We start from the raw sequence: 19683 nt of genomic DNA, 5'->3' as shown, positions 1-19683 counted from the left end.
TCCAGCTCGGGTCCAGTATCTGATTTCGCGCAACATCCGATATGCTGAAGACCGGATGGAAGACGATCATTGGGCCACGCCGCTGGCAACGCTGCTACGAGGATCAGGTGATTGCGAGGATCATGTTCTCTTGAAACAGGCAATCCTGACGGCTGCCGGTCTAGACGTTTCTCAGACAAGACTACTGATCCTGGAAACCAGCAAGGGTCGAGGCCACATGGTGCTCCAGGTTTTGGGGCCACAGCCGACGATCCTCGACAACCGGTACCGTTATCCGGTTACCTTGGACCACCTTCGCCAGGACACGATCACCGCCCTGGCAACTGATCATGCTTATTTCGTCGTCAACTGAAGCTGGATCTTTGGTTCCCATGGCAACTGAGATACCGTTCACCGCTTTCGCACACCGTGAACGGCAACCTGCACCAATGTCATGAATATGTATTCCACATTCCATGAAAAATGCTTATTCTCCGGCACAAGAAATACTCGGCACACCTCGATAGAAAGAAACAAGTTTTAATTTAGAACAAAAGTTTAAGCGTCATAATTTCGACCAAATACATATAGAGAAAACGGCCAAGTCGAAGTTTAAAAACCAATAAACTTAAGTAAATTCGAACAAAATTTAAAGAATTTACTGAACTACACATGACAGAGGTAAGAATGACTGTACTGATAACCGGTGGCGCTGGATATATCGGATCTCACTGCTGTGTCGCCTTCCTCCAGGCGGGTCACGATATCGTCGTGCTGGACAATCTTTCGAATGCCAACAGCGTCAGTCTTGACCGTGTTGCCGAAATCACCGGTCAGAAGGTTACATATGTCAAAGCGGATATTCGCGACCAGTCGGCCCTTGAGACGGTTCTGAAACAGCACAAATGCACGGCTGTTGTTCATTTTGCAGGATTGAAAGCCGTGGGTGAATCCACACAAATTCCTCTTGCCTATTATGACAACAACGTCGTCGGCACGCATCGCCTGCTGTCGGCGATGGCCAATTGCGGCGTGAAGCAGATGATTTTCTCGTCGTCAGCAACCGTCTACGGGGAACCCCAGTTTCTTCCATTGACGGAGGATCATCCGACAAGTGCAGTGAACCCTTACGGTCGTACCAAGCTTATGATCGAGGAGATGCTTCGCGACGTTGCGGCAAGTGACAGTTCCTGGCGCTTCGGCATTCTGCGTTACTTCAACCCGGTCGGTGCTCATGACAGCGGTCTCATTGGAGAAAACCCGCTCGGAATTCCCAACAATCTGATGCCTTTCATCACCCAGGTCGCTGACGGTCGCCGGGAACAGCTTTCTGTGTTCGGCAACGATTATGAAACCCGGGACGGCACCGGTGTGCGTGACTACATCCACGTGATCGACCTGGTGGAAGGCCACCTGCGCGCTCATGAGGTTCTTGCTGACGGATCGGCGCCGTCAAACTGCTTCGCGGTCAACCTCGGCACAGGAAATGGCTACAGCGTTCTTGAAATGGTACGTGCGTTCGAACGCACTTCCAACAAGGAGATCCGTTATACCATTGCCCCGCGTCGCGAAGGCGATGTTGCCGAGTGCTATGCCAATACGGCGCTTGCTGAAAGCACCCTGAACTGGAAGGCGCAGCGGGACCTGGACGCTATGTGCCGGGACACCTGGAACTGGGTTTGCAAAAATCCCCAAGGTTACGAAACGACTGCCGATAAAGAACAGGCTTGAATATGACCTCAAAGGCCGGTTTCGACCGGCCTTTGAGCTTCCCAATACAACAGCGCGAGCACTTTAACTGAAGTCCTGAAACGCCCTCACATTGCGAATGGTCGTCGCAGCCCCCACTACGCTGCCGTCATTCTTGCCCGCAAACGGTGCAACCGCATTGCTCAACAACAACATTGCCGGAGTGTGGGCAAATTCGTTTTCGGCTTCAAATACCTCCAAGTCATCAACGTAGAAACGAAACGACTTTTCAGTCCAAAGCATTGCGTAGCGGTGAAAGGTGTCGTCAAGGCGCGTGCTTGATCGATAACGAGACGCCAGAACTTTTTTCTCCGGCCGCCAGCGCCGAACCGAGACTTGCACAATGTTCGGATACTTGACCTCAGCAACGTCCAGTTCGAAATGTGTCTCGCCCGCTGTACGCTTGTCGGAGATCATCCAGAAGGCATTGTTGACCCCGGCTTCGCTCGCGATACGCATCTCACACTCGAAATACCCGTATAGCTGCCGGAAATTCCGGGTGCGGATGTATCCGCCGGTGAATGGCCTGTCCGGATCACTTTGATGCCCGAGCAGTAGATCAACCTCACCATGGTCGACGACGACATTCCTCGGATAACGCATGGTGAAATGCCCATGCCCCCCTTTCCGCATCCGCTCCCAGTTTTGATGAAACCGGCCCAGATCAAAGAAATTGTCCTCAAATGTCGGCTGCCAGATCCCCTCCATTTGCGAAAGAGGCACCGGCAGATCGACAGACGACAAAGCACTGAGCCGGCCTGAGGTTGCCAGAAAACCTGCCGATGCCAGTCCACCTGCGGCGGTTCGAAGGAACCGCCGACGATCAATGGCAACAGCTTTTCCAGTATCTTGAGCCATCTGGTATCAGCTTGCCAGCTTCGCTTTGGGATCTGCGCCTTTCAATTCACGCAGCTTGAGTTCCAGGTTCCAGGCTCGACTGCGCAGGGTTTCGATCTCGCCTGTCATGAAGTCAACCTCATCCTGAAACCAGCCGGTGACTTCGTCCAGGTTCTGCCCGGTTTGTACCAGGTTGGGTTTGACAAGCGGCTTTTCGGGCGGCGATGCGACCGGCTTGGGCAGCACATGGTTCAAGCCGTTTTCCGTCAGGAACCGGTGATATTCAGCATAGTTGAGCCGATAGACATGCTGGACTTTCGAAAAGTCCGCAGTCTCGAAAATCTTTTCCAGATTGATCGGCAGGTATTCTTCAACTTCCACCGACGGGATCGCAAACAGAGTGGACAGTTCCCGAATACGGGAATCATAGGTGAAGAACACAGCCGGAATACCCTGATGCAATCCGATTACATTGCCATGCAGTCGGAAACCGACAAGCACATCAACATTTTCCTTGGCATCGGCAGCCCATTCGTCAACATCGAAAAAGGCCTGCATACGCTCACCCATCAAGGTTTCGACATCCTTGTCACCTGTGAGGCCGTATTTGCCTAAAATCGATTGAATGTGTTTTTGCTTCGACTCGCCCTTGTCGAATATCGCCAGAGTTTCCTCGCGCTCACCCTGAGAATAAAGACGGTTCTGCGCACGCCGGGCAACTGCCTGGATCAGCGCCCTTTGCATCCTGTTCGTCTTGGTCGCATTGGACGCGTAATCCGCGGAAAGATATCGATTAAGCGTCAGTCCGACACGTGCATTTGCCGGATCCAGAGGCTTGATTTGGATGGATGGACGCAGGTCACGATAGAAACTCGGACAACCGATAATCCGGATATTCTTGATGCCGAGGTCGTTGAACACCTCTGCGCTGTAAACTCCGCGCACACCGATCGTTTCGCACTTGTCGGCGATGATCTTCCATGCTTCGACACTGCCTTTCGGCAATTCCAGCTTCTTGTATTTGGCAGCCTGGGCTCCGACACCGATCGGAACAATCGGACCCTTCAGCTTCTTCAGCAAGGGAATGACATTGCCGATATCAACGGTTTCCGTCAGATAGTTGGACCCACGGATAACGGCGGCGTCATATTCTTGTTTCGGCCAGAGTTTTTCGTCCTCTGCATGCGCGAATTGCACATTGGTGATCTGGTCATAGGCAAGTGCCTTCAGCATTGCATCATAAACAAGAACGTCACCCGTATTGATGCCCCCTCGCGAAAACGTGGAGAGCGGATCGTCGATTTTCAAAAATGCCGACTTATTGCCCGGCTTGACGGCAGCACCGCCATTCAGAACGAAGAGCCTTTTCATGTGATCTTTCACCTTTCCCTAATTTGGTCACGACCGCCCTTCTGCTATCGAATGGACGTTTGGCGCTCCGGGTGCTGCAACTGGTCTTCGCGCTCTGAATTCGCTGCACCGAAAGACACACCCTGTATGTGAGATTGAGAAATCCGGGCGCGCGTGCGCCGGACGCTTTGAAATCTGTCCGGGAACCAGTTGCGCAACTGCCGCAAGAACGGCTGCAGGCTCTTCTCCCAGCTGCGTGTCGAGGCGCGGTTCATTGCCTGATCCGACATTGTCCTCAGACGGTCTCTGGACGTCGCCAGATCCGCCAAAGCGGCAATTAGGTCATGGGTGACGACACCGTCATCTTCCGACCGCAACAGCACCCCATCAACCCTGTCTTGAATGAGTTCGGAGACCGCGCCGACATTTGTCGCGATTGGCACGCATCCAAGCCGTTGTGCCTCGAGGATTGAAAGAGGCGCTCCTTCCCAGCGGGATGGCAATACGAAGACATCTGCCCAAGCCAGAAGTTTACTGAGCCGGCGACTGTCGTAGATCGGCTGCTCTACCTGTATTCCGACTTCGGCAAAACGTTCTTTCCAACTTCCGCCGGCACCTTCGTCCATGACATCCGAGCCGACCACCCGCCAATCGACAGGCACGTTTCGCCGTTTCAGTTCCCGCGCCGCCGACAGTATGCGTTCAATCCCCTTTTGCCTGTCCAACCGCCCGAGGAAGACCGCTTTCAGGTTACTTCTACGCTCTTGACGGCGCAGCTCCGCAACGGCCTGTATCTGCTTGTCCGGCATCGGATAGCCAGGCGCATTGGGAATATGCAGAAGCTTGGCCATCGGAACTCCCATTCCGTGCAGCCATTCCGCCATATCCCGGGAGCAGGTCAAAACAGCGTCGTAGATATGTTCATAGGCAAGAGACAGATAAGGATGCCCGGCCGGGCGTCCCATTTCCGAACTGTCGAGAACGTGAACATAGTTCACGATTTTCACACCGCGACGTCTCAGCTCGCCGAAGATCGCGTTGGCAGGTGCCAATTGATTGTTGACGACCACATCCAGGCCTGAAAGGAAACCGATCACTTCTTCAGCGCGCGCCGCTTCGTCGTGCCCCATGAGGATGTCATGGCCCGAGAACATGTTCGGCCCACCCCAAAGCGGATAATCGTCCGCTAGAAAATTGATACTGTCGAAAACCCCGTCATTGTCAGGAATGCGGTTGTATGTGGGTTTCCCGAATACAAAGACATGAACTTCACATCCGGCGTTTTTCAGAACTCGGGCAGTGGCATATGCGACCTTTTCCACGCCGCCGAAGGTTGCGATCGGCAATAACAGCCCCACTCGCAATGGACCGTCCGGTTTGCTGAGGCGGGGCATGATCGGGGCCGCCCCGACCGCACGGCGCAGCAATTCGTGATATTTGCTCCGATTGGGAAAATAGGCCGAACGCCAGATCCAGCGTTTGTCCGGTTCGCTTTTGTAGCCGGACTCTCTGAGCGCCCCCAAAGTTGCCAGCAAAATGTTGGTCGAAGATAGTGCGGTTCCCTGCATCTCATCTGCGGAGAACGGTCCACGAATAACGATTTCCGCAATTTTCGGAGCTGGATTTGGCCCCTTTAGGGACCTGACCCAGTCGTCCGACTTGTCTTCAACACACTGTTGCAACATGCTCAGGGAGCTCATCCAGCCAAGTGGCTTCTTGCTCAGTTCCCGGCCTTCGCCATGGGTTTCAATTTCAATTGCAAGCGTATCCCGGTCACTTTCGAACCGGACGGCAACAAAGTGGTGGGATTCCGACAACCGCTCTCCCAGCCACAGGACGTTATGAAGCAGCCCGAGGTTTTTGAGAGCATCCCGATGTGTTGTGGACATCCAAAGCCAGAAAGGTGGAACACCAAATGTTTCCGGTTCCGCCATCGCAGCCCAGAACATCTTGACGAATTCCTCGAACCCGCGCGTTTCATGAGCAATGACGGGATCGGTGAACAGGTCGACAAGGTAAGTGTCCGCTCCGATCGCGGCAAATCGAGGTGTTTCCTCATGCTCCCATTGCAACAGCGTGTCGGTCGCAAACAGGCGCTTATGCTTGTCCTTCATGTAGCCAAGGATGCTCTCACGCGTCCGGTTCGAGTCTCGCAGCATACTTTCGGCACGCTGGCGATACTCGAAGCCGAAAAACGGGAAATTGGTGCCCTTGAAACCTTTCGAGATTGCCTGCAGCCAGAAATCCCAATCCTCGAAACCGGACTTCATGCTTTCATCAAAGCGGATTCCGGCATCGAGAAGGGATCTGGAGACAAGGCTGCCAGCCTCACAGATATTGTCGAACGTAACGTGGAGCAGCCTGGAATACTGGGCCGTATAATTGCCATTCCACTCGATCCCGAACTTGTCGATATTCGGATAGATCCAATCCACACCCTTGTTGGCGCGCAGATATTCAAACAGAACCCTGATCGCGGAAGGTGTGATCCTGTTGTCGGCGTCCAAAAAATATACCGCTTCAAGGTCCTGAAAGGAGCGCAACGCGAATTCGATGCCGTAATTCCGGGCGGAGCTCAGACCGCCATTTGATTTCCTGAGGTAAAAGACATTCTCATGCGCAAGCGCATAGGCTTTGCCGACTTCGGCCGTTTCAGGATAAGGGCAACCATCATCGACCACGATAACGGCAATGTTGAACGGAGCTTCCTGACAAAGGGCCGTATCAATCGCTTCCGTCAAGAGCACCGAATGCTTGTAGACAGGTACGACAATGGCCACCGTTGCGGAAAAAGCTTCCTGACCGCCGAACTGGGCATAGCGCACATTCGGCAAGTCTGAGTTCCTGACCTCTCTTTGCAACATCAACTCAGCCGCTCACGACGGCGCGGAAATTTGCAAATTTGGCCCAGGCGAAATCGTTGTTTCCGGATTCGGTCATGCGGGTCGCAAAATAGACATTCCGCCATAGGTTGACCTGTTCACCCGCAAACGCACTCATATGCGCCGTGTCGCCGAAGGTGACGGTCGTCCAACCGGAATAGGCTTCACCGACAGCTGGCTCGCGCTCTTCCCGGAACAGGGCCTTTGCTGCATCGAGGTCTTCAGCAACGACAATGGCAAAATCGATATCAGCGGCGCGATTGTTGTCGATATAGGTTTTCGCCGACATGCGGACCAGTCGCGGCGGGCAGGCTGCGGGAAGTTGACCGATGGTCATCCCCTCCACGGGAGGATGGCATCCAATGGCATGCTCGCTCGGCAACGGCATGATCGCTTCAAAGTCGAAAGACACCTCGTCGCTGTTGGCCAGGCTGGTGTGCTCCAGAATACCCGGTGCAATCGGGATATCGCGCAAGCCTTCCTCAGGTCCAAGCTGCTGCGACAGAGCAGGAAGATAATTTGCCCAGGCCGGCATGGAGACACCCGGGATACCACCCCAGATCTGCAAGGCCAGGCTGTTTTTCAAGAGCGGCATTCCAGAAGCGGCGTCGCGAACCTGGAACATTTCGATCGGTTGCAGCCCTCCGACAGACAACAGTGGGAGTTCTTCGTCGGTCTCCTCGACCTGCAGCCGGAATTCAAGCGTTCTGCGCAGCCCGGCGGTGGACCGAGACAGTCCGAATATATTCCAGCCTGAAACGAGCTCACCGCTGGTCACCTGCCACGTGTCGACGATCCGAAGATCTTCCAGTGTGATCAGCTGAGCGCGGAGTTTCAGATCCGGTCGTACCGCTTTTTGTTCCACATGAACGGCAATTCCGCTGACACCGGAACTCGCGACCGGCAAAACCTGACTGATGCCCTCAGACGACGCGGATGAAAGGACATGCGGATTGAGCGGGTTTTCGATCGGATCATTGCTGAAAAGCAGGTCAAGCGGCTGCAATCCATGACGATTCAGGTAAGCTTCGATAGCCGCAAATCGGTTTTGGAGATCATCATTCAAGCTTCGAAGAGTTCTAAGCTCATTGCTCGAAAGCGCCTGACGCCTCGCACCGGACCGCATGGTATCCGCAAAGACACCGATCAATGATGAGACCGCATCAATGCCAGCGCCCTGCCCCCAGGCGATGACAGGAGGATGCTGGGCGACACCCCGGCTCTGCAGCCACTTGAAGAGCGTGTCCTTGCTCTCGGTACCGGTGGAGTTTACCAGGACGGCTACCGGCATGATCGGCGCTTCAGCGGTTACAAATCTGGCATTGTTCTCTTCGGAGAAGACCGCGTAATCGTCTTCGACACCTTCGAACCAGACGACCTTGAGCGCGTCTTTCAAAGTGCTCGGAATTTCATGCCGGGCAACGCCGGCAACGATCAGTGTCACGTCCTTTAAGAGTGAAATTTCCTGTGCCGATTTTTGCAAGGAAAGGGATTCACGCGTGGCCACTACTGTCATTTAAGCCCCCAACTCCATCTACGCCAAACATCCATTGATGGTTACGCTCACTCGCAACCATCAAATATTACTCAAGAAGATATGACATTTTGTGACCAGATTGCGGCGCGAATATAATAATATAAAGAAAAATATTTTAAGTATAAGTATTTATATAAATTGAAAACTGAATAAATAAAGAAATTATGAGTATTATTACATTAATAATACATCGAAATTCGAATTAATTTCCGAATATGCCTCTACAGAAACATATCAGGCAACGTCCCTTCTCCCAGTCAGCTCCGAAGCCCTCGTAGCTATCATTTTGTTGGCGATTCCGTTCTCGTTCAAAAACTGATGCATTGCCCGATAGGTCTTTTGATAATTGAGGTTGAAGGCATCGAATCTGGATTGATCCCAGAAGTCACTCAGTCTGAAGACCTCGTCGGAAAACACGTCGAAACTGGGAATCTTGAATGTCTCGGCAAACTCACGTGTGCGGCTGTCATAGGTGAAATAGAGTGCCGGCACGCCATTCGCCAAAGCCATCAGGTTGCCATGAAGTCGATAGCCGAGCACGAAATCGCAGCGCTTCACGACCTCGTCATAGTCGGCGACAACATCGGAATAAAACAAGTTGGTCCGGTAGAGACGCTCCATTTCATCGTCGAGATACCATTCCCGGACCCAGGCATTATTTCTTAAGGAAAACATTGCCTCCTCCTTCTGGACGTCAGTCCCGAGGACGAGTTTCTTTTCTTCAATTTCCCCTTGCGCCATCAGTGTCACGTCGAACTTGGCCGCACTCGACTTGATGAGATTGCGGTGGAAGGTCAGGTATTGCCGGATATCGCTGGCATACGCGGGAGACACCTCGCGCCTTATGGTCAGACCAATCTTCTCAACGTCACCGAACCTTGGCAAAGTAATCTGCAGTGAAGGATCGTTTTTGCGAAAGGCGGTCGGGCAACCGATGATCCTGGCATTGCCGATCCCCATATCCCAGAGAACCTGGGCTGTGAAAGCTCCCCTCACCCCAATGGAGGCGGTTGATTCTGCAATAATCCGAAGAACGTTTTTCGTCGCCTCGGAAAGTTGAAGCTTTCCATTTACCGGTGCTTGCGCGCCGATACCGAATGCAAGGACAGGAAGGCCGAGACGTCTGAGGACCTGTTCCGCCAACTCCCAATCCATATCTCTGTGGATGTAGTTGGATCCTCTCAAAACCACATAGTCGTACTCGTTCTTCAAGCGGTCGATTTCGACCGGATCGAATTCCCGGATGTTCAGGAAGCCGAGTTTGGAGAACTCAAGGAGTTTCAGCGACGAGTCGAAGACGAACGCATCACCAATGTTGTGATAGTGATTGATGCTCCTTTGGACGTCGGAGCAGTTGTACCAACGGACGTTGTCATGACCATAGACTTCACCGGACGGGATCATGACCAGAATGCGCGACATTTGGATTTCCTTTATTTATTTCAGCTGCCTACGCAGATTTCTGCAATCCACCGGTCAGAGCGGTTTGATCTGCCTGACGCAATTCGATGACCAAACGGTAATAACCGAGATGTTCGCCCGCTGACGCAATGTGGCTCTTGGGTTGCTGGATTCCCGAATGAAGCCGTGTCCAGATCGAAGGGGTCTCAAGAACTTCAACCATTTTTGCCGAGAGGTCTTCTGGACTGCCCGCAAGAACGTGCAGGCCGTCGACATTATCGCGGACCTTTTCCGCCATTCCGCCAATTCCGCTGCAAATCAAGGGACGACCGTGAAAAAATGCCTCCTGGATGATAACCGGCGAGTTCTCCCACCAGACCGACGGCATCATTACCCAGTCAACCTGACGCATCAGCGTCGGCATATCCTTGTTCTCGTAAGCACCTGCAAACCGGACCCGGTCTTCTGTCTTTTCCAGAAGGTCAGACACCTTGTTGCGGAAAGCCTCAGGCTGGCGTTCCAGATTTCCCCCGAAGATCGTCAACGTGGCATCGTCTCCCCAAACGGCCTCCGGTACGCGCTGGACTGCATCAAGCAGGACATCGATCCCCTTGTAGGGTGTCATCTGTCCGAAATAGGCAAATTTCGAACGCCGGGCATTTGCACCTGCCGGCTTCCTGATGTCCGCGCGCTCGGGAACATTCAGGCCGTTTTCAATGACAACGAATTTCTCTGCAGGAATGCCCCACCGAATATAGCGTTCGGCGAGAAAGTGGCTCGGAGAGATGTAACCGTCTGCGAGTGCGAGCATCGATTGGACAAATTGCTTTCGCCGCAGGAACTGACCGGGGTCGATTTCCGGGAAGCAGCCGTGACACGATATCGGCGAAGCTTTTTCGCAAAGACGGTGACCTGAAGTTTTGACCATCTGCCCGTGGTGATGGCACATGGGCAGAAACTCATGAAAAGTCACAAATATCGCCGCATTCGGCACGGCCTCCCGGGCGACATACAACGCCTCGAGCCCCAGGCCGATGAAGTGATGAAAATGGATGACATCCGGATTGAGCGTGCGAACGAACCGGCGAAAATCGCGCAGAAGATCATTGGTGTTGCGATTGGAAATCAGAAAAGGATCATAGTCGTCAGCGTGATACAGCAACTCGTCGTCGGCTTCTCCGGCCCCCATCAAAGCCGATCTGCTGTGGCCCGGGTATTGTCCATCCACCCGTGCCAAAAAGAACGACTGAGCCTGTGGCGACGCTTTCAGGCCAAGGTGCAGATTGTATGAAGCAATTTCGGCTCCGCCGAAAGACAAGGTTGGATGCCCGTGAGAAACCACAAGAATACGCAGCATATCATCCGCATTTGCCGGTTCGGGAGTGGCAGCGACGGTCATTGTGCCTCCTCCCTCAGATCACACAATGCGCCCGCCCAAAGCCTGTCGAATACATGTCGATCCAGCGTTGCGCTCAATCGACGCCAGCCCTGCTCGGCACCGGCGCCATTTTCCGGAAGAACCATTTCCACTTCGGGCGCCCAATAGGAGAGCACTCCGTTCCGCCGCAATTTCAGAGCCGCATCGAAACTCTTTTCATCAGTTCCAAGATAGGCCCGCGTAAAGCCGCCGGCATCGCCAAGAAAGGCACGCGGCAGTATGCAGCAATCAAAGGTCGTCGCATCCACGTCACTGCCTTTCACCCCTTGTAGGGTCCGGCGCGGATATCCGACGTAATGCTGTTTCAGGTCCGGGGCATCATCTTCACCGTCAATCCAGGCTCCTGCCCATCGAATTGTTTCATCCTCATAAAGGAGTGTCGGAGCAACGACCTGCTTACCCTTGCGCTCCTCAAAAACCGCGAGCAACTGTTCAAGCCAACCGGATGTGCGCGGAACAAGGTCTGCGCTCATGCAGACGACCGCTTCGCTTGGAGCAACTTGCAGACCTGCCTGAAGCGCATCGAGCTTGTCTTCAACATGGGACACCTGCACGATTCGCAATTTCAGCTCATAGAATTCCGCGAGGCGCCTGATCTCCGCCATCTGTTCTGCAATTGAGGGAGCGGGACCGGACACAACCAGGGGCATTTCCCGCAAGAACGGGTCAAGCGCGAACAACGGCAAAAGGACAAGCATCCGGTCAATGGTCTCGTCCAGCCCGATCACGACCGACGTTGGACAGATGTCCGGAAACGATCCGAAATCAGTGACTTTGCCCACTGTCGGCTCAGGCGCCGAATGTGCCTGGAGCATCGGCAACAACTGGGTCTCGATCACACTGGCAGATTGCGCAACCACCGGATCAAGTGTTGAAACCAGTTTCTTCAGGGTGCCACGCAGGGAGGACTGAGCCAGGGCAACTGGAACGTAGGCAGAATGCCCGTTCTTCAGGACGAGCTCGAAATAGGGTGCATCACCAATATCGTCCGGTTCGCAAGCAACATGGACAAGAAAGCCATGTCGGTGGCTCGCATCCATCCCCCGCAAGAACGGTGACAAGTCCTCAAATGCACTTGAAACATCTGGTCGCAGCTGGGTAATCCAGGTTTCATCCAGCCTGCGCGAAATGCGTTTGCCGCGAAACAGCACGCACGCCACTCGATCTTCCGGGTTCAGGAGCCATCCACAAATGAAAACGCCACCTGCATCAATCCGCGCACTGAAATCGATCCCAAGCCGTACGGGCATCTCGAGTTCGCTGACGGTTTCTCTGCCATCGAACCGTTGCGAAGCAGCCAGAAGTTTTTCGCGCCCTCCCGTCGACGGCAGAGAAAGACCGGGCAGCAATGCACGGATTTGAGCGGGAAGCGCCCTGCCGTCCAACAAGGACCGTCGCTCGTGAACGTCTATGGAGTTCCAACCGTTTCTGCCGCGATAAAAGACCTGGATAATACCCTCTGCAGTCAGCAAATTCTCTGCCGAAAGCAGGCCGCAAAATCCATGTGCCTTGCCAGCCAGATCCTTGCGCTCAAAGCGCCCACAGGTTAGTTCGGACTGAACCAGCCTGCTCCTGTCGTTACCTGTGGCAACGAACACCCGGGAAGTCCCGGCAGGCAGATCTTTCGTCCAGCCTTGCAGGTAGAGTTCGTCTTCGTCAAAGGCGCCAAGCATCTCCACAAAGCCATCTTTTCTGGCAATTTTCCGAATGATGGCAGCAGCGATATCCAGACCCCGGTAATTAGCTTTCGCAGTGATCAGCGCGTCCAGCAGACTGTTGGCAACATCCGCCCCCGATTGAGACGCAAGTTTACCCACCCCTTCCAGAAACGCCTGCAGCGCCATCGGCCCGTGTTTCAAAACGTAGGCATGGGAATGACCGCGACTACGAACCGTCACCCGTTCCAAGTCACCTGGCTGCACATTCTTCAGGGAAAGCACGCCCACGAACGGAATTTTTCCCTCCGCTCCGCTCTGTCGGCAGGGCAATGCGGCAACCGTGCAGGGCGTGGAAGTTTTCGGGTCTTCGTTCAGGATCGCAGGCGCACCCCCGGTAAGCACGTCCCCCCTCGCTCCGAGCAGAAGAGTGTCCCGGTCAAGCAGTGTGAACAGTGCTGCATGATCCTCAAGCGGAACAGACTTTTCGGGCTGTGAAGCCGACGTATCCACAAGCTGATATGCAGGGAGCGGCTCGTTGCCGTCTTGAACGCTGCGTGCCTGTTCCCGGATGACGAGCTGGTTCATCGCAGCTACCCCCCGACGCCGCTGATTGCCGCAAACAACATGCCGCAAATCACACCGAGCAGTGTTGCCAGCAGCAACAGATGAAACTTGATGCTGCTGCGGCTTCGTTCGCCAAGCGCGGTCAACCGGTCATCGAAACTTTTCAGCGTACCGTCAAAGCGCAACAGGAACACCTCTAGTTCCTTGACCCGCTGTTCCAGGTCACCCTGCCCCTTGCGCAAGATCCCCATTGCCTCGCCGAGTTCCCCTTCGGTCGAGGCGAGCGTGTCGATCCGCTGCACAGTCTCTCGCAACAGAACGGTCGCATCGCGCTGCCCGATGGCACTCTGGCGTTGAGCGGCGATCAGGCGATCGAGTTTTTCCATCACCAGTGACAGCGGCATGGCGACAGCTGCTTCCGCCGCACGTTCCTCTGCGCTCGGACGCGGCAATTTCAACTGCGTTTTATCCAGTGGCGATTCAGCAATCACTGAAAGTCCTTCAGGCGCTGCCGCGGCCGCCTGGGGCAATTCGATGTCAAAAGCATAGGCACCGTCACCGATCCCGTTCCTGCGCAGATCGATACGTTCCGTTTCCGCTGTCTTGCTCAAGACCCGCTCGCCATCGTGCAATACATGGATTGTCATCCGGTCCGTCGGGTGCGACGCGTCCCACGCCCAGCCCAGAAGGCGCCCGTTTTCAAGAGCGTCGACACGACCCTGAAGTTTTGGAGCCTCAATCTCCTTCTGAGGCTTGACCTGCGCCGCTTCGGTTTCAACTTTGACTACGGACATGGCACTGCTTTTCATGCTGCGGGTTCATCGGCAGCCTTCGGCCGACCGGTAAACATTTGAAGATATTGCTCAGCGACCGCCTCAACGGTCAGTGGTGCAGGAGACTGCATGGAAAGTTTTTGGTGGAGCTGGGGATCGTGTGCCGCCGAAATCATCACATTCGCCAGGCTCGAGGGGTCGTTTCGGCGAACATGCAGACCATCGACACCATCCTTCACTGCCTCGGCCATGCCGCCGACACCGCTGGCAATCACAGGTCGCTTGTGCTGTCGTGCTTCTGCAATGACAAGCGGCGCGTTCTCCCACCAGACCGACGGAACCACGACCCAGTCGACGGAAGCCATGAGGTCAGGGACCTCTTGCACCTTGTAAGCTCCCAAACGGGTCACATGTGAGGACGTTTCCTCAAACAGTTGATCCACCCGTTCCACGAACAGCTCATTTTGAAAAGGCGCGGCGCCATGAACGCGCAACTCGAATTCGACGTCCCGTTGGATCAGCAGCCTGGCGGCTTGAAGCAGAACCTCAATGCCTTTCCAGGGTGTCAGATTGCCGAAATATCCAAAGACGTTCCGAGCACCATTTACCACTGATCGTTCAGGCGCAATTGCAACATCCGGTCGGCCGTTGCGGATCAGTTTCACTTTCTCAGCCGGCAATCCCCAACGGACATAAACGTCCCGCAAGAAGGCACTCGGCGCCACGAACTGGTCGATAGCCCCAAGATGCATCTTGATGAAACGCTCGCGCAATCGAACATCATTGGGTTTGGCGTCCGGCAAACATCGGCACAATCCGCTGCCGCTAAGTGCAGCGCATGGCTCATCCGGGCTCAGCATCAGCACGCCATCATTTGCACAAATCGGATAATAGTCGTGCAATGTCATGACGATCCGGGCGTCTGGTAAGACCCTTCGGATCAAAACCGGCAGTTCTACCCCGAATAACAGCAGATGGTGAATGTGAACGACGTCCGGTCGAAAATTTTCAAGCAGCGCCTGCATGTCCGGAACGAAAGCCCGCAAATCCACCTGGCTCATGTTGAAGCGGTCGAAATGGCCGGCCCACATGAGCAGCTCGTCTCCGCTGTCACTGATCGCCTGAAAGCTGGTGCCGGGATGAGGCTCCCTATGCAGGTGATTGGTCGCGCCGACAAACAGACATTGATGACCAGATTTCCGGTAGGCTCTGGCGAGTTCGCAGGCGACTGTTTCTGTTCCTCCCGGATGCAGGTCCGGATGGTTGTGAGCAAGGACGAGGATCTTCAAGCTCCCCTCCCCCGTGCGGTTTTCACTGCAACGAAAAAGTCCTGATAATGCTGGTTGCCTGTTTTTCCCCGCCAGTGACCAAGCCGTTTCAGAGCGATTTCAAACCCGGCTTCATGAAGTGCATTGTCGAGAAATCCATCGTCGTACGCAACAGCTGCCAGGGGAGCGTCCTGGTTTGCGTACCAGACCGGCCCATCGCCGGCCCGCACAAACTCAACGCGCGGGTCTCGCCCGTCATCATCTGGATTTGCGCCGTCTTCGATCACGAATGCTGACAAGAACAAGCGGCCTCCCAATTCCAGAAGGCGGGAGATCTCGCTAAAGTAAGGTTGAATTTCTTCCGGCGGCAAATGGGTCACGACAGACGTCATGATCGCGAAATCGAAGGATCCGTTTGAAAATGGCAAGGCAATTTCACTGCCGTTGATATAGCCGTCCGGGTTGTAGAGATCGTGCGCAATATCCAGATGCATGAAACGGAAATTCGGATAGGCTGAACCGATATTCCTTGTGCACCATTGAATGCCTGCTGAGGTCGGGTCGAAACCGGCATATTGCCCCGAACCTGGATCAAGATATTGGGTCAATGGAACGGCCATTCGGCCGATGCCGCATCCGACATCGAGGACACGTTCGTTTTCCCTCAATCCACCATAGTCTACGAAATACCCGAGAAACTCGGTACCGATCGTCAGATAATCCCCGTCGCCGACAAAGTTGTTTTCCTGCGGCGGCACCGGCAGAAAGCGGTTGCGCCCGATCATCTTGAGCAGGTCGACGAGGCGTTCCCCTTTGGGCGGGCTGGTATCCACACCCACACGATTTGCGGTTAAAACAGTCGAATTCATCTGATTTCCACCCGGTCAAATGAGCCAATCGATGTCATGAGGTCCGACATGACGTCCTGCCAACGGGTCTGATGAAACCAACGATTGTATTGAGAAGCTACGCCGCGCGTGTAATCGGCATTGCTCTTTATTGAAACTCTTTCAAAATGATAGAGTTCGACATCGCCAATGTAATAGATCTTTCGGTTCAGCTGCCTGACCTTGAGGCAAAGATCACTGTCTTCGTAGTCCCCAATGATATAGTCGGTCGAAAACCCATTTACGGCCTCGAAGTCCGCCCTTGAAACGATCAAACATGCGCCGGTTACACCCGGAACTTCCCGCGATTGGCTGGCAGACTGATACCGTCGGGGGAATCCCTTGAAATAGTGGTGATTGAACCAACGCGCCTTTTCATCCTGAATGAATTTCAGACCGGCATGCTGGATTGCATTGTCCGCATAAAGGAGCTTGGCTCCGACCGCCCCGACACTCTCGTCCATCATCAGACTGGCGCAAAGTTGTTCCAGCCACCCGGAGTTCAAGGGGACAACATCCGAATTGATCATCGCAAGATACCGCCCTCGCGCCTGCTCCGCACCAGCATTGCAGGCAAGCGCGTATCCGGAATTGCGTTCCATCACGATCAATCTGACGGGCAGCCCGTAGAGCAGGTAAAAGCCGGCAAGCAGGTCCTCGACCTGCACTGCCTGTTCAGGTGAGTCCAGAACCAGAATGACTTCGCCGTTTTCAACCAGCCAGCGATCAGCGGCAAATGCCGCCAGCTGCGATTTCAAAAACTCAAGCACCTTGTAAAGCGGAATGACAATCGAAACGATCGGATGTTTCTGCTGCTCACCGATCAAGATTTCCAATGGCTGTCCAGTTGCTTGACATATCCTGTTCTGCAGATCTGAAAACGGGGTAGCAAGACAGGTTTCGATGACCTCATCCGTCGCCTGGCGGGGAGGCACGACCGACAAGGCCTTTGATCTTATTTCGGCAAGGTCGCTCGGTTGCGGCGGCGGCACCAGTATATCGCTGTCACCGGATGCAAGTTTCAACTCGAAACGTGGCTGCAAGTGATGCCGCAGCGATTTTCCGACCGGAGAGAAAGCAACAAATCGCTTGATCCGATACCCTCCCTGGCTTTCCGGCAATACGCCGTCAAATGTATGTAGATCCAGAGGAATACGATCACCCGCACCATCCAGGAGATTGATACCGTCATAGGATCCGCCGGGATCACGCATCCAGCCGCCTGCAAGTACTCCAGCTTCACCTGCAAGTGCGGTTTCAATCGCGCAAAATGGAGACGTGTCTCCGAGGACGCCATGACGACGCGCTGCCAGTGGCTCATTGGTTTGAAGGTCCAGAACGGCTGCACGGCTCGCCGGCGAAAATTCGCCGAAAGTGGAGATCAGATAGTCCCGCAGCTCCGCCGGCTTTCGCGACGCACAAGCCCACCACTGGCTTAAACTCCGGCCACCGTTTTGCAGCTCCAGCCGGCGAATTGCCAGCCCCCAGCTTCCCGAAAGCACCAGATGGCTGTCTTCCGGCAGGCGAGGTAAATCCACTGTTCCAACAAGAAGTCTGCTCTTGCCTTCCGCCGTCAGGACATTGCAAAACGGATCCGTCAGCCGCGTGATACCGTCGCTTCCGATAAGAACTGCGGAGGATATCTCCTGACAATCGCCGTTCAGGATGGTTTCGACGACGCGTTTCGTTCCAACCGATGCCACACAATCGGCAACCGAGGGCGCATCATTTACAGATCGAAGAAGGTCGGTCGCAAAGCCAACGAACCGCCGCGACCGGCCAAGTCGAAATATGCCGGACCAGGTGTTCAGCATGGTGGTAACCAGGACAACACAGGCATTCTGGGTCAGTCCATGCGTCAACGCATAAGGGTCCGCCGCCTGAGGCACCTGACCGGCCTCCAGAACAAGCTCGGCCCCGGAACCAACCACACCGGCGCTCAGCTGCAGATGAAGCGCTTGCTGCTCTTTGACCGAGAAAATCCACAAGAGGCGGGATCGTCCGTCCAGGCGCGGCAATCGAACACTGGCAACAGACTTGAACCGGACGCCGGCTTGCTCCTCAAGCTGCGGCGCCGCGCTCACCGGATGGGGCGGGTCCCAAACGACAAGGCAGACCTCCGGCGCTAGTTGCAGTATTTGGGGGACGTCGAACAACGCCTCGGCACGGGTGCCCACGGTTTCGAGCATGTTACGCCTGGTACTCTTTTACGATGATCAATCGGGCAGTATCAAAGGCAACCCGGGGCAACTCAAAGAGGTTGCCCCGGGTCAACTGCATTAGGAGACGACGATATAGCCGTCAGGATTGTCCTGAAGATCGTCTGTGCTGACATTGTTCAGCGTCACGGTATCGCCATTGCCCAGATCAATGACGGTGTTGTTGCCGACCTGCGTCGCACGTGCGGCAACATCCGCTGAGGACGCGATACCGGTATCGTTGATGTTCGTTGAAATCTGGACCAGGTCTCCGACCTGGAAATCCATCACGATGTCGTTGCCGCCACCGCCGCTGAACACAAACACGTCGTGATCGCCGCCACCAAACATGAGGTCGTTTCCGGCCCCACCGTCGATCACGTCGTTGCCGCCACCGCCAAGGATAATGTCTCCACCTTCGCCGCCGGCAACATAGTCGTCGCCTCTGCCGCCGAAGATGATGTCCCTGTCACCGCCACCAAGGAGCACATCACTCCCGCTGCCGCCGAACATCTTGTCCGCTCCGTCGCCGCCGGCAACGAGGTCATCACCCCGGCCACCGAAGAGGAAATCGTCCCCACCTTCGCCAAGCAAAAGGTCGGAAGACCCAAGTCCAAAAATGAAATCCTGGGCATCCGTGCCTTGCAGGAAATCCTGGAAAGCACTGCCTTCAATTGTGGCCATTGTAAACTCCTGAAGTTCGCCTCACTCAAACTAAGCCCCGGAAACCCGTGGCACGTTGCACCGCACAAGTGAATATATCCCACGGCACAGAAAGCAGAATACACATAATGACGACATACTAAATGGAACAAACATGAAAAAAATAAGGCAATATTTTGTTACGGGAAGTATTTTATACAAACTTTTCTGGAGAATAGTTTTAAATACTTGTATTTTTACTTCTAAATTCGAAATTGTTTACGCCTAATTTAGCTGCAAGGTATCTTGCACCAAATCTAAAATAATGATTTTTATCAACAACTTACTCAAAATCCATCACTTCAAATGCGACTGATGCATCGCAACAAAAATCTCCGTTCAGCAGACACAACGTCGAGGCTCGGCTGTAAAAGTCAGCACGGAACTTCCTGACCTTCGACGCAATTACGGCCTGCGCGCAGACCGTAATTTCGAAGTTCGATACCAATCCCTCCAAACG

At 54.3% G+C, this 19683-nt stretch carries 14 protein-coding genes; 2 read left to right on the top strand and 12 right to left on the bottom strand.

Annotated elements, in window-relative coordinates; translation table 11 throughout:
• A partial coding sequence (locus K5905_RS07000; RefSeq protein WP_297581846.1) for a transglutaminase-like cysteine peptidase occupies nt 1-352 on the top strand: 352 nt, incomplete at its 5' end.
• 314 nt (nt 353-666) lie between these two features.
• A complete protein-coding gene (gene galE / locus K5905_RS06995) occupies nt 667-1710 on the top strand; it encodes a UDP-glucose 4-epimerase GalE (protein ID WP_297581843.1) in 1044 nt (347 codons plus the stop codon).
• A 63-nt stretch (nt 1711-1773) separates the two neighbouring features.
• Here galE and K5905_RS06990 read toward each other — a convergent pair whose 3' ends face one another.
• The 12 genes from K5905_RS06990 to K5905_RS06935 all read right to left on the bottom strand — a co-directional run bounded on the left by K5905_RS06990 (nt 1774) and on the right by K5905_RS06935 (nt 19205).
• Entirely contained in the window at nt 1774-2586 is an 813-nt protein-coding gene (locus tag K5905_RS06990) for a glycoside hydrolase family 16 protein (protein WP_297581841.1), read from the bottom strand.
• 6 nt (nt 2587-2592) lie between these two features.
• On the bottom strand, nt 2593-3936 hold the full coding sequence (locus K5905_RS06985) for a polysaccharide pyruvyl transferase family protein (RefSeq protein WP_297581839.1): 1344 nt from the start codon (nt 3934-3936) through the stop codon (nt 2593-2595).
• 44 nt (nt 3937-3980) lie between these two features.
• Nucleotides 3981-6740 carry a glycosyltransferase gene (locus tag K5905_RS06980; RefSeq protein WP_297581848.1) on the bottom strand — a complete coding sequence of 920 codons (2760 nt, stop codon included), beginning with the start codon at nt 6738-6740 and terminating at the stop codon, nt 3981-3983.
• A 43-nt stretch (nt 6741-6783) separates the two neighbouring features.
• On the bottom strand, nt 6784-8313 hold the full coding sequence (locus tag K5905_RS06975; protein WP_297581837.1) for a DUF6212 domain-containing protein: 1530 nt from the start codon (nt 8311-8313) through the stop codon (nt 6784-6786).
• A 255-nt stretch (nt 8314-8568) separates the two neighbouring features.
• Nucleotides 8569-9756, bottom strand: a complete 1188-nt coding sequence (locus tag K5905_RS06970; RefSeq protein WP_297581835.1) for a polysaccharide pyruvyl transferase family protein — start codon at nt 9754-9756, stop codon at nt 8569-8571.
• A gap of 28 nt (nt 9757-9784) precedes the next feature.
• Nucleotides 9785-11134: a glycosyltransferase family 4 protein gene (locus K5905_RS06965; protein WP_297581833.1), complete on the bottom strand. Its 1350-nt coding sequence runs from the start codon at nt 11132-11134 to the stop codon at nt 9785-9787.
• Nucleotides 11131-13416 carry a glycosyltransferase gene (locus K5905_RS06960; RefSeq protein ID WP_297581831.1) on the bottom strand — a complete coding sequence of 762 codons (2286 nt, stop codon included), beginning with the start codon at nt 13414-13416 and terminating at the stop codon, nt 11131-11133. The genes K5905_RS06965 and K5905_RS06960 overlap by 4 nt, the downstream gene beginning before the upstream one ends.
• Nucleotides 13417-13421: 5 nt before the next feature.
• On the bottom strand, nt 13422-14189 hold the full coding sequence (locus tag K5905_RS06955; RefSeq protein ID WP_297581829.1) for a hypothetical protein: 768 nt from the start codon (nt 14187-14189) through the stop codon (nt 13422-13424).
• 11 nt (nt 14190-14200) lie between these two features.
• Entirely contained in the window at nt 14201-15457 is a 1257-nt protein-coding gene (locus K5905_RS06950) for a glycosyltransferase family 4 protein (RefSeq protein WP_297581827.1), read from the bottom strand.
• Nucleotides 15454-16305, bottom strand: a complete 852-nt coding sequence (locus K5905_RS06945; protein WP_297581825.1) for a class I SAM-dependent methyltransferase — start codon at nt 16303-16305, stop codon at nt 15454-15456. The genes K5905_RS06950 and K5905_RS06945 overlap by 4 nt, the downstream gene beginning before the upstream one ends.
• A complete protein-coding gene (locus K5905_RS06940) occupies nt 16302-18512 on the bottom strand; it encodes a glycosyltransferase family 2 protein (RefSeq protein WP_297581823.1) in 2211 nt (736 codons plus the stop codon). The genes K5905_RS06945 and K5905_RS06940 overlap by 4 nt, the downstream gene beginning before the upstream one ends.
• A gap of 90 nt (nt 18513-18602) precedes the next feature.
• Nucleotides 18603-19205 (bottom strand): calcium-binding protein, encoded by a 603-nt coding sequence (locus K5905_RS06935; RefSeq protein WP_297581821.1) that lies wholly within the window; start codon nt 19203-19205, stop codon nt 18603-18605.
• Nucleotides 19206-19683 lie beyond the last annotated feature (478 nt).

This window comes from Roseibium sp., from assembly GCF_025698965.1.
Classification (GTDB): domain Bacteria; phylum Pseudomonadota; class Alphaproteobacteria; order Rhizobiales; family Stappiaceae; genus Roseibium.
This window is presented reverse-complemented; position numbering and strand designations above follow the sequence as displayed.

Excerpts from the sequence above, each read along its gene's own strand:
- K5905_RS06970 (WP_297581835.1), bottom strand. The coding sequence starts at position 9,756 with ATGTCGCGCATTCTGGTCATGATCCCGTCCGGTGAAGTCTATGGTCAT.
- K5905_RS06985 (WP_297581839.1), bottom strand. The coding sequence starts at position 3,936 with ATGAAAAGGCTCTTCGTTCTGAATGGCGGTGCTGCCGTCAAGCCGGGC.
- K5905_RS06960 (WP_297581831.1), bottom strand. The coding sequence starts at position 13,416 with ATGAACCAGCTCGTCATCCGGGAACAGGCACGCAGCGTTCAAGACGGC.
- K5905_RS06990 (WP_297581841.1), bottom strand. The coding sequence starts at position 2,586 with ATGGCTCAAGATACTGGAAAAGCTGTTGCCATTGATCGTCGGCGGTTC.
- K5905_RS06940 (WP_297581823.1), bottom strand. The coding sequence starts at position 18,512 with ATGCTCGAAACCGTGGGCACCCGTGCCGAGGCGTTGTTCGACGTCCCC.
- galE (WP_297581843.1), top strand. The coding sequence starts at position 667 with ATGACTGTACTGATAACCGGTGGCGCTGGATATATCGGATCTCACTGC.
- K5905_RS06975 (WP_297581837.1), bottom strand. The coding sequence starts at position 8,313 with ATGACAGTAGTGGCCACGCGTGAATCCCTTTCCTTGCAAAAATCGGCA.
- K5905_RS06955 (WP_297581829.1), bottom strand. The coding sequence starts at position 14,189 with ATGTCCGTAGTCAAAGTTGAAACCGAAGCGGCGCAGGTCAAGCCTCAG.
- K5905_RS06965 (WP_297581833.1), bottom strand. The coding sequence starts at position 11,134 with ATGACCGTCGCTGCCACTCCCGAACCGGCAAATGCGGATGATATGCTG.
- K5905_RS06935 (WP_297581821.1), bottom strand. The coding sequence starts at position 19,205 with ATGGCCACAATTGAAGGCAGTGCTTTCCAGGATTTCCTGCAAGGCACG.
- K5905_RS06945 (WP_297581825.1), bottom strand. The coding sequence starts at position 16,305 with ATGAATTCGACTGTTTTAACCGCAAATCGTGTGGGTGTGGATACCAGC.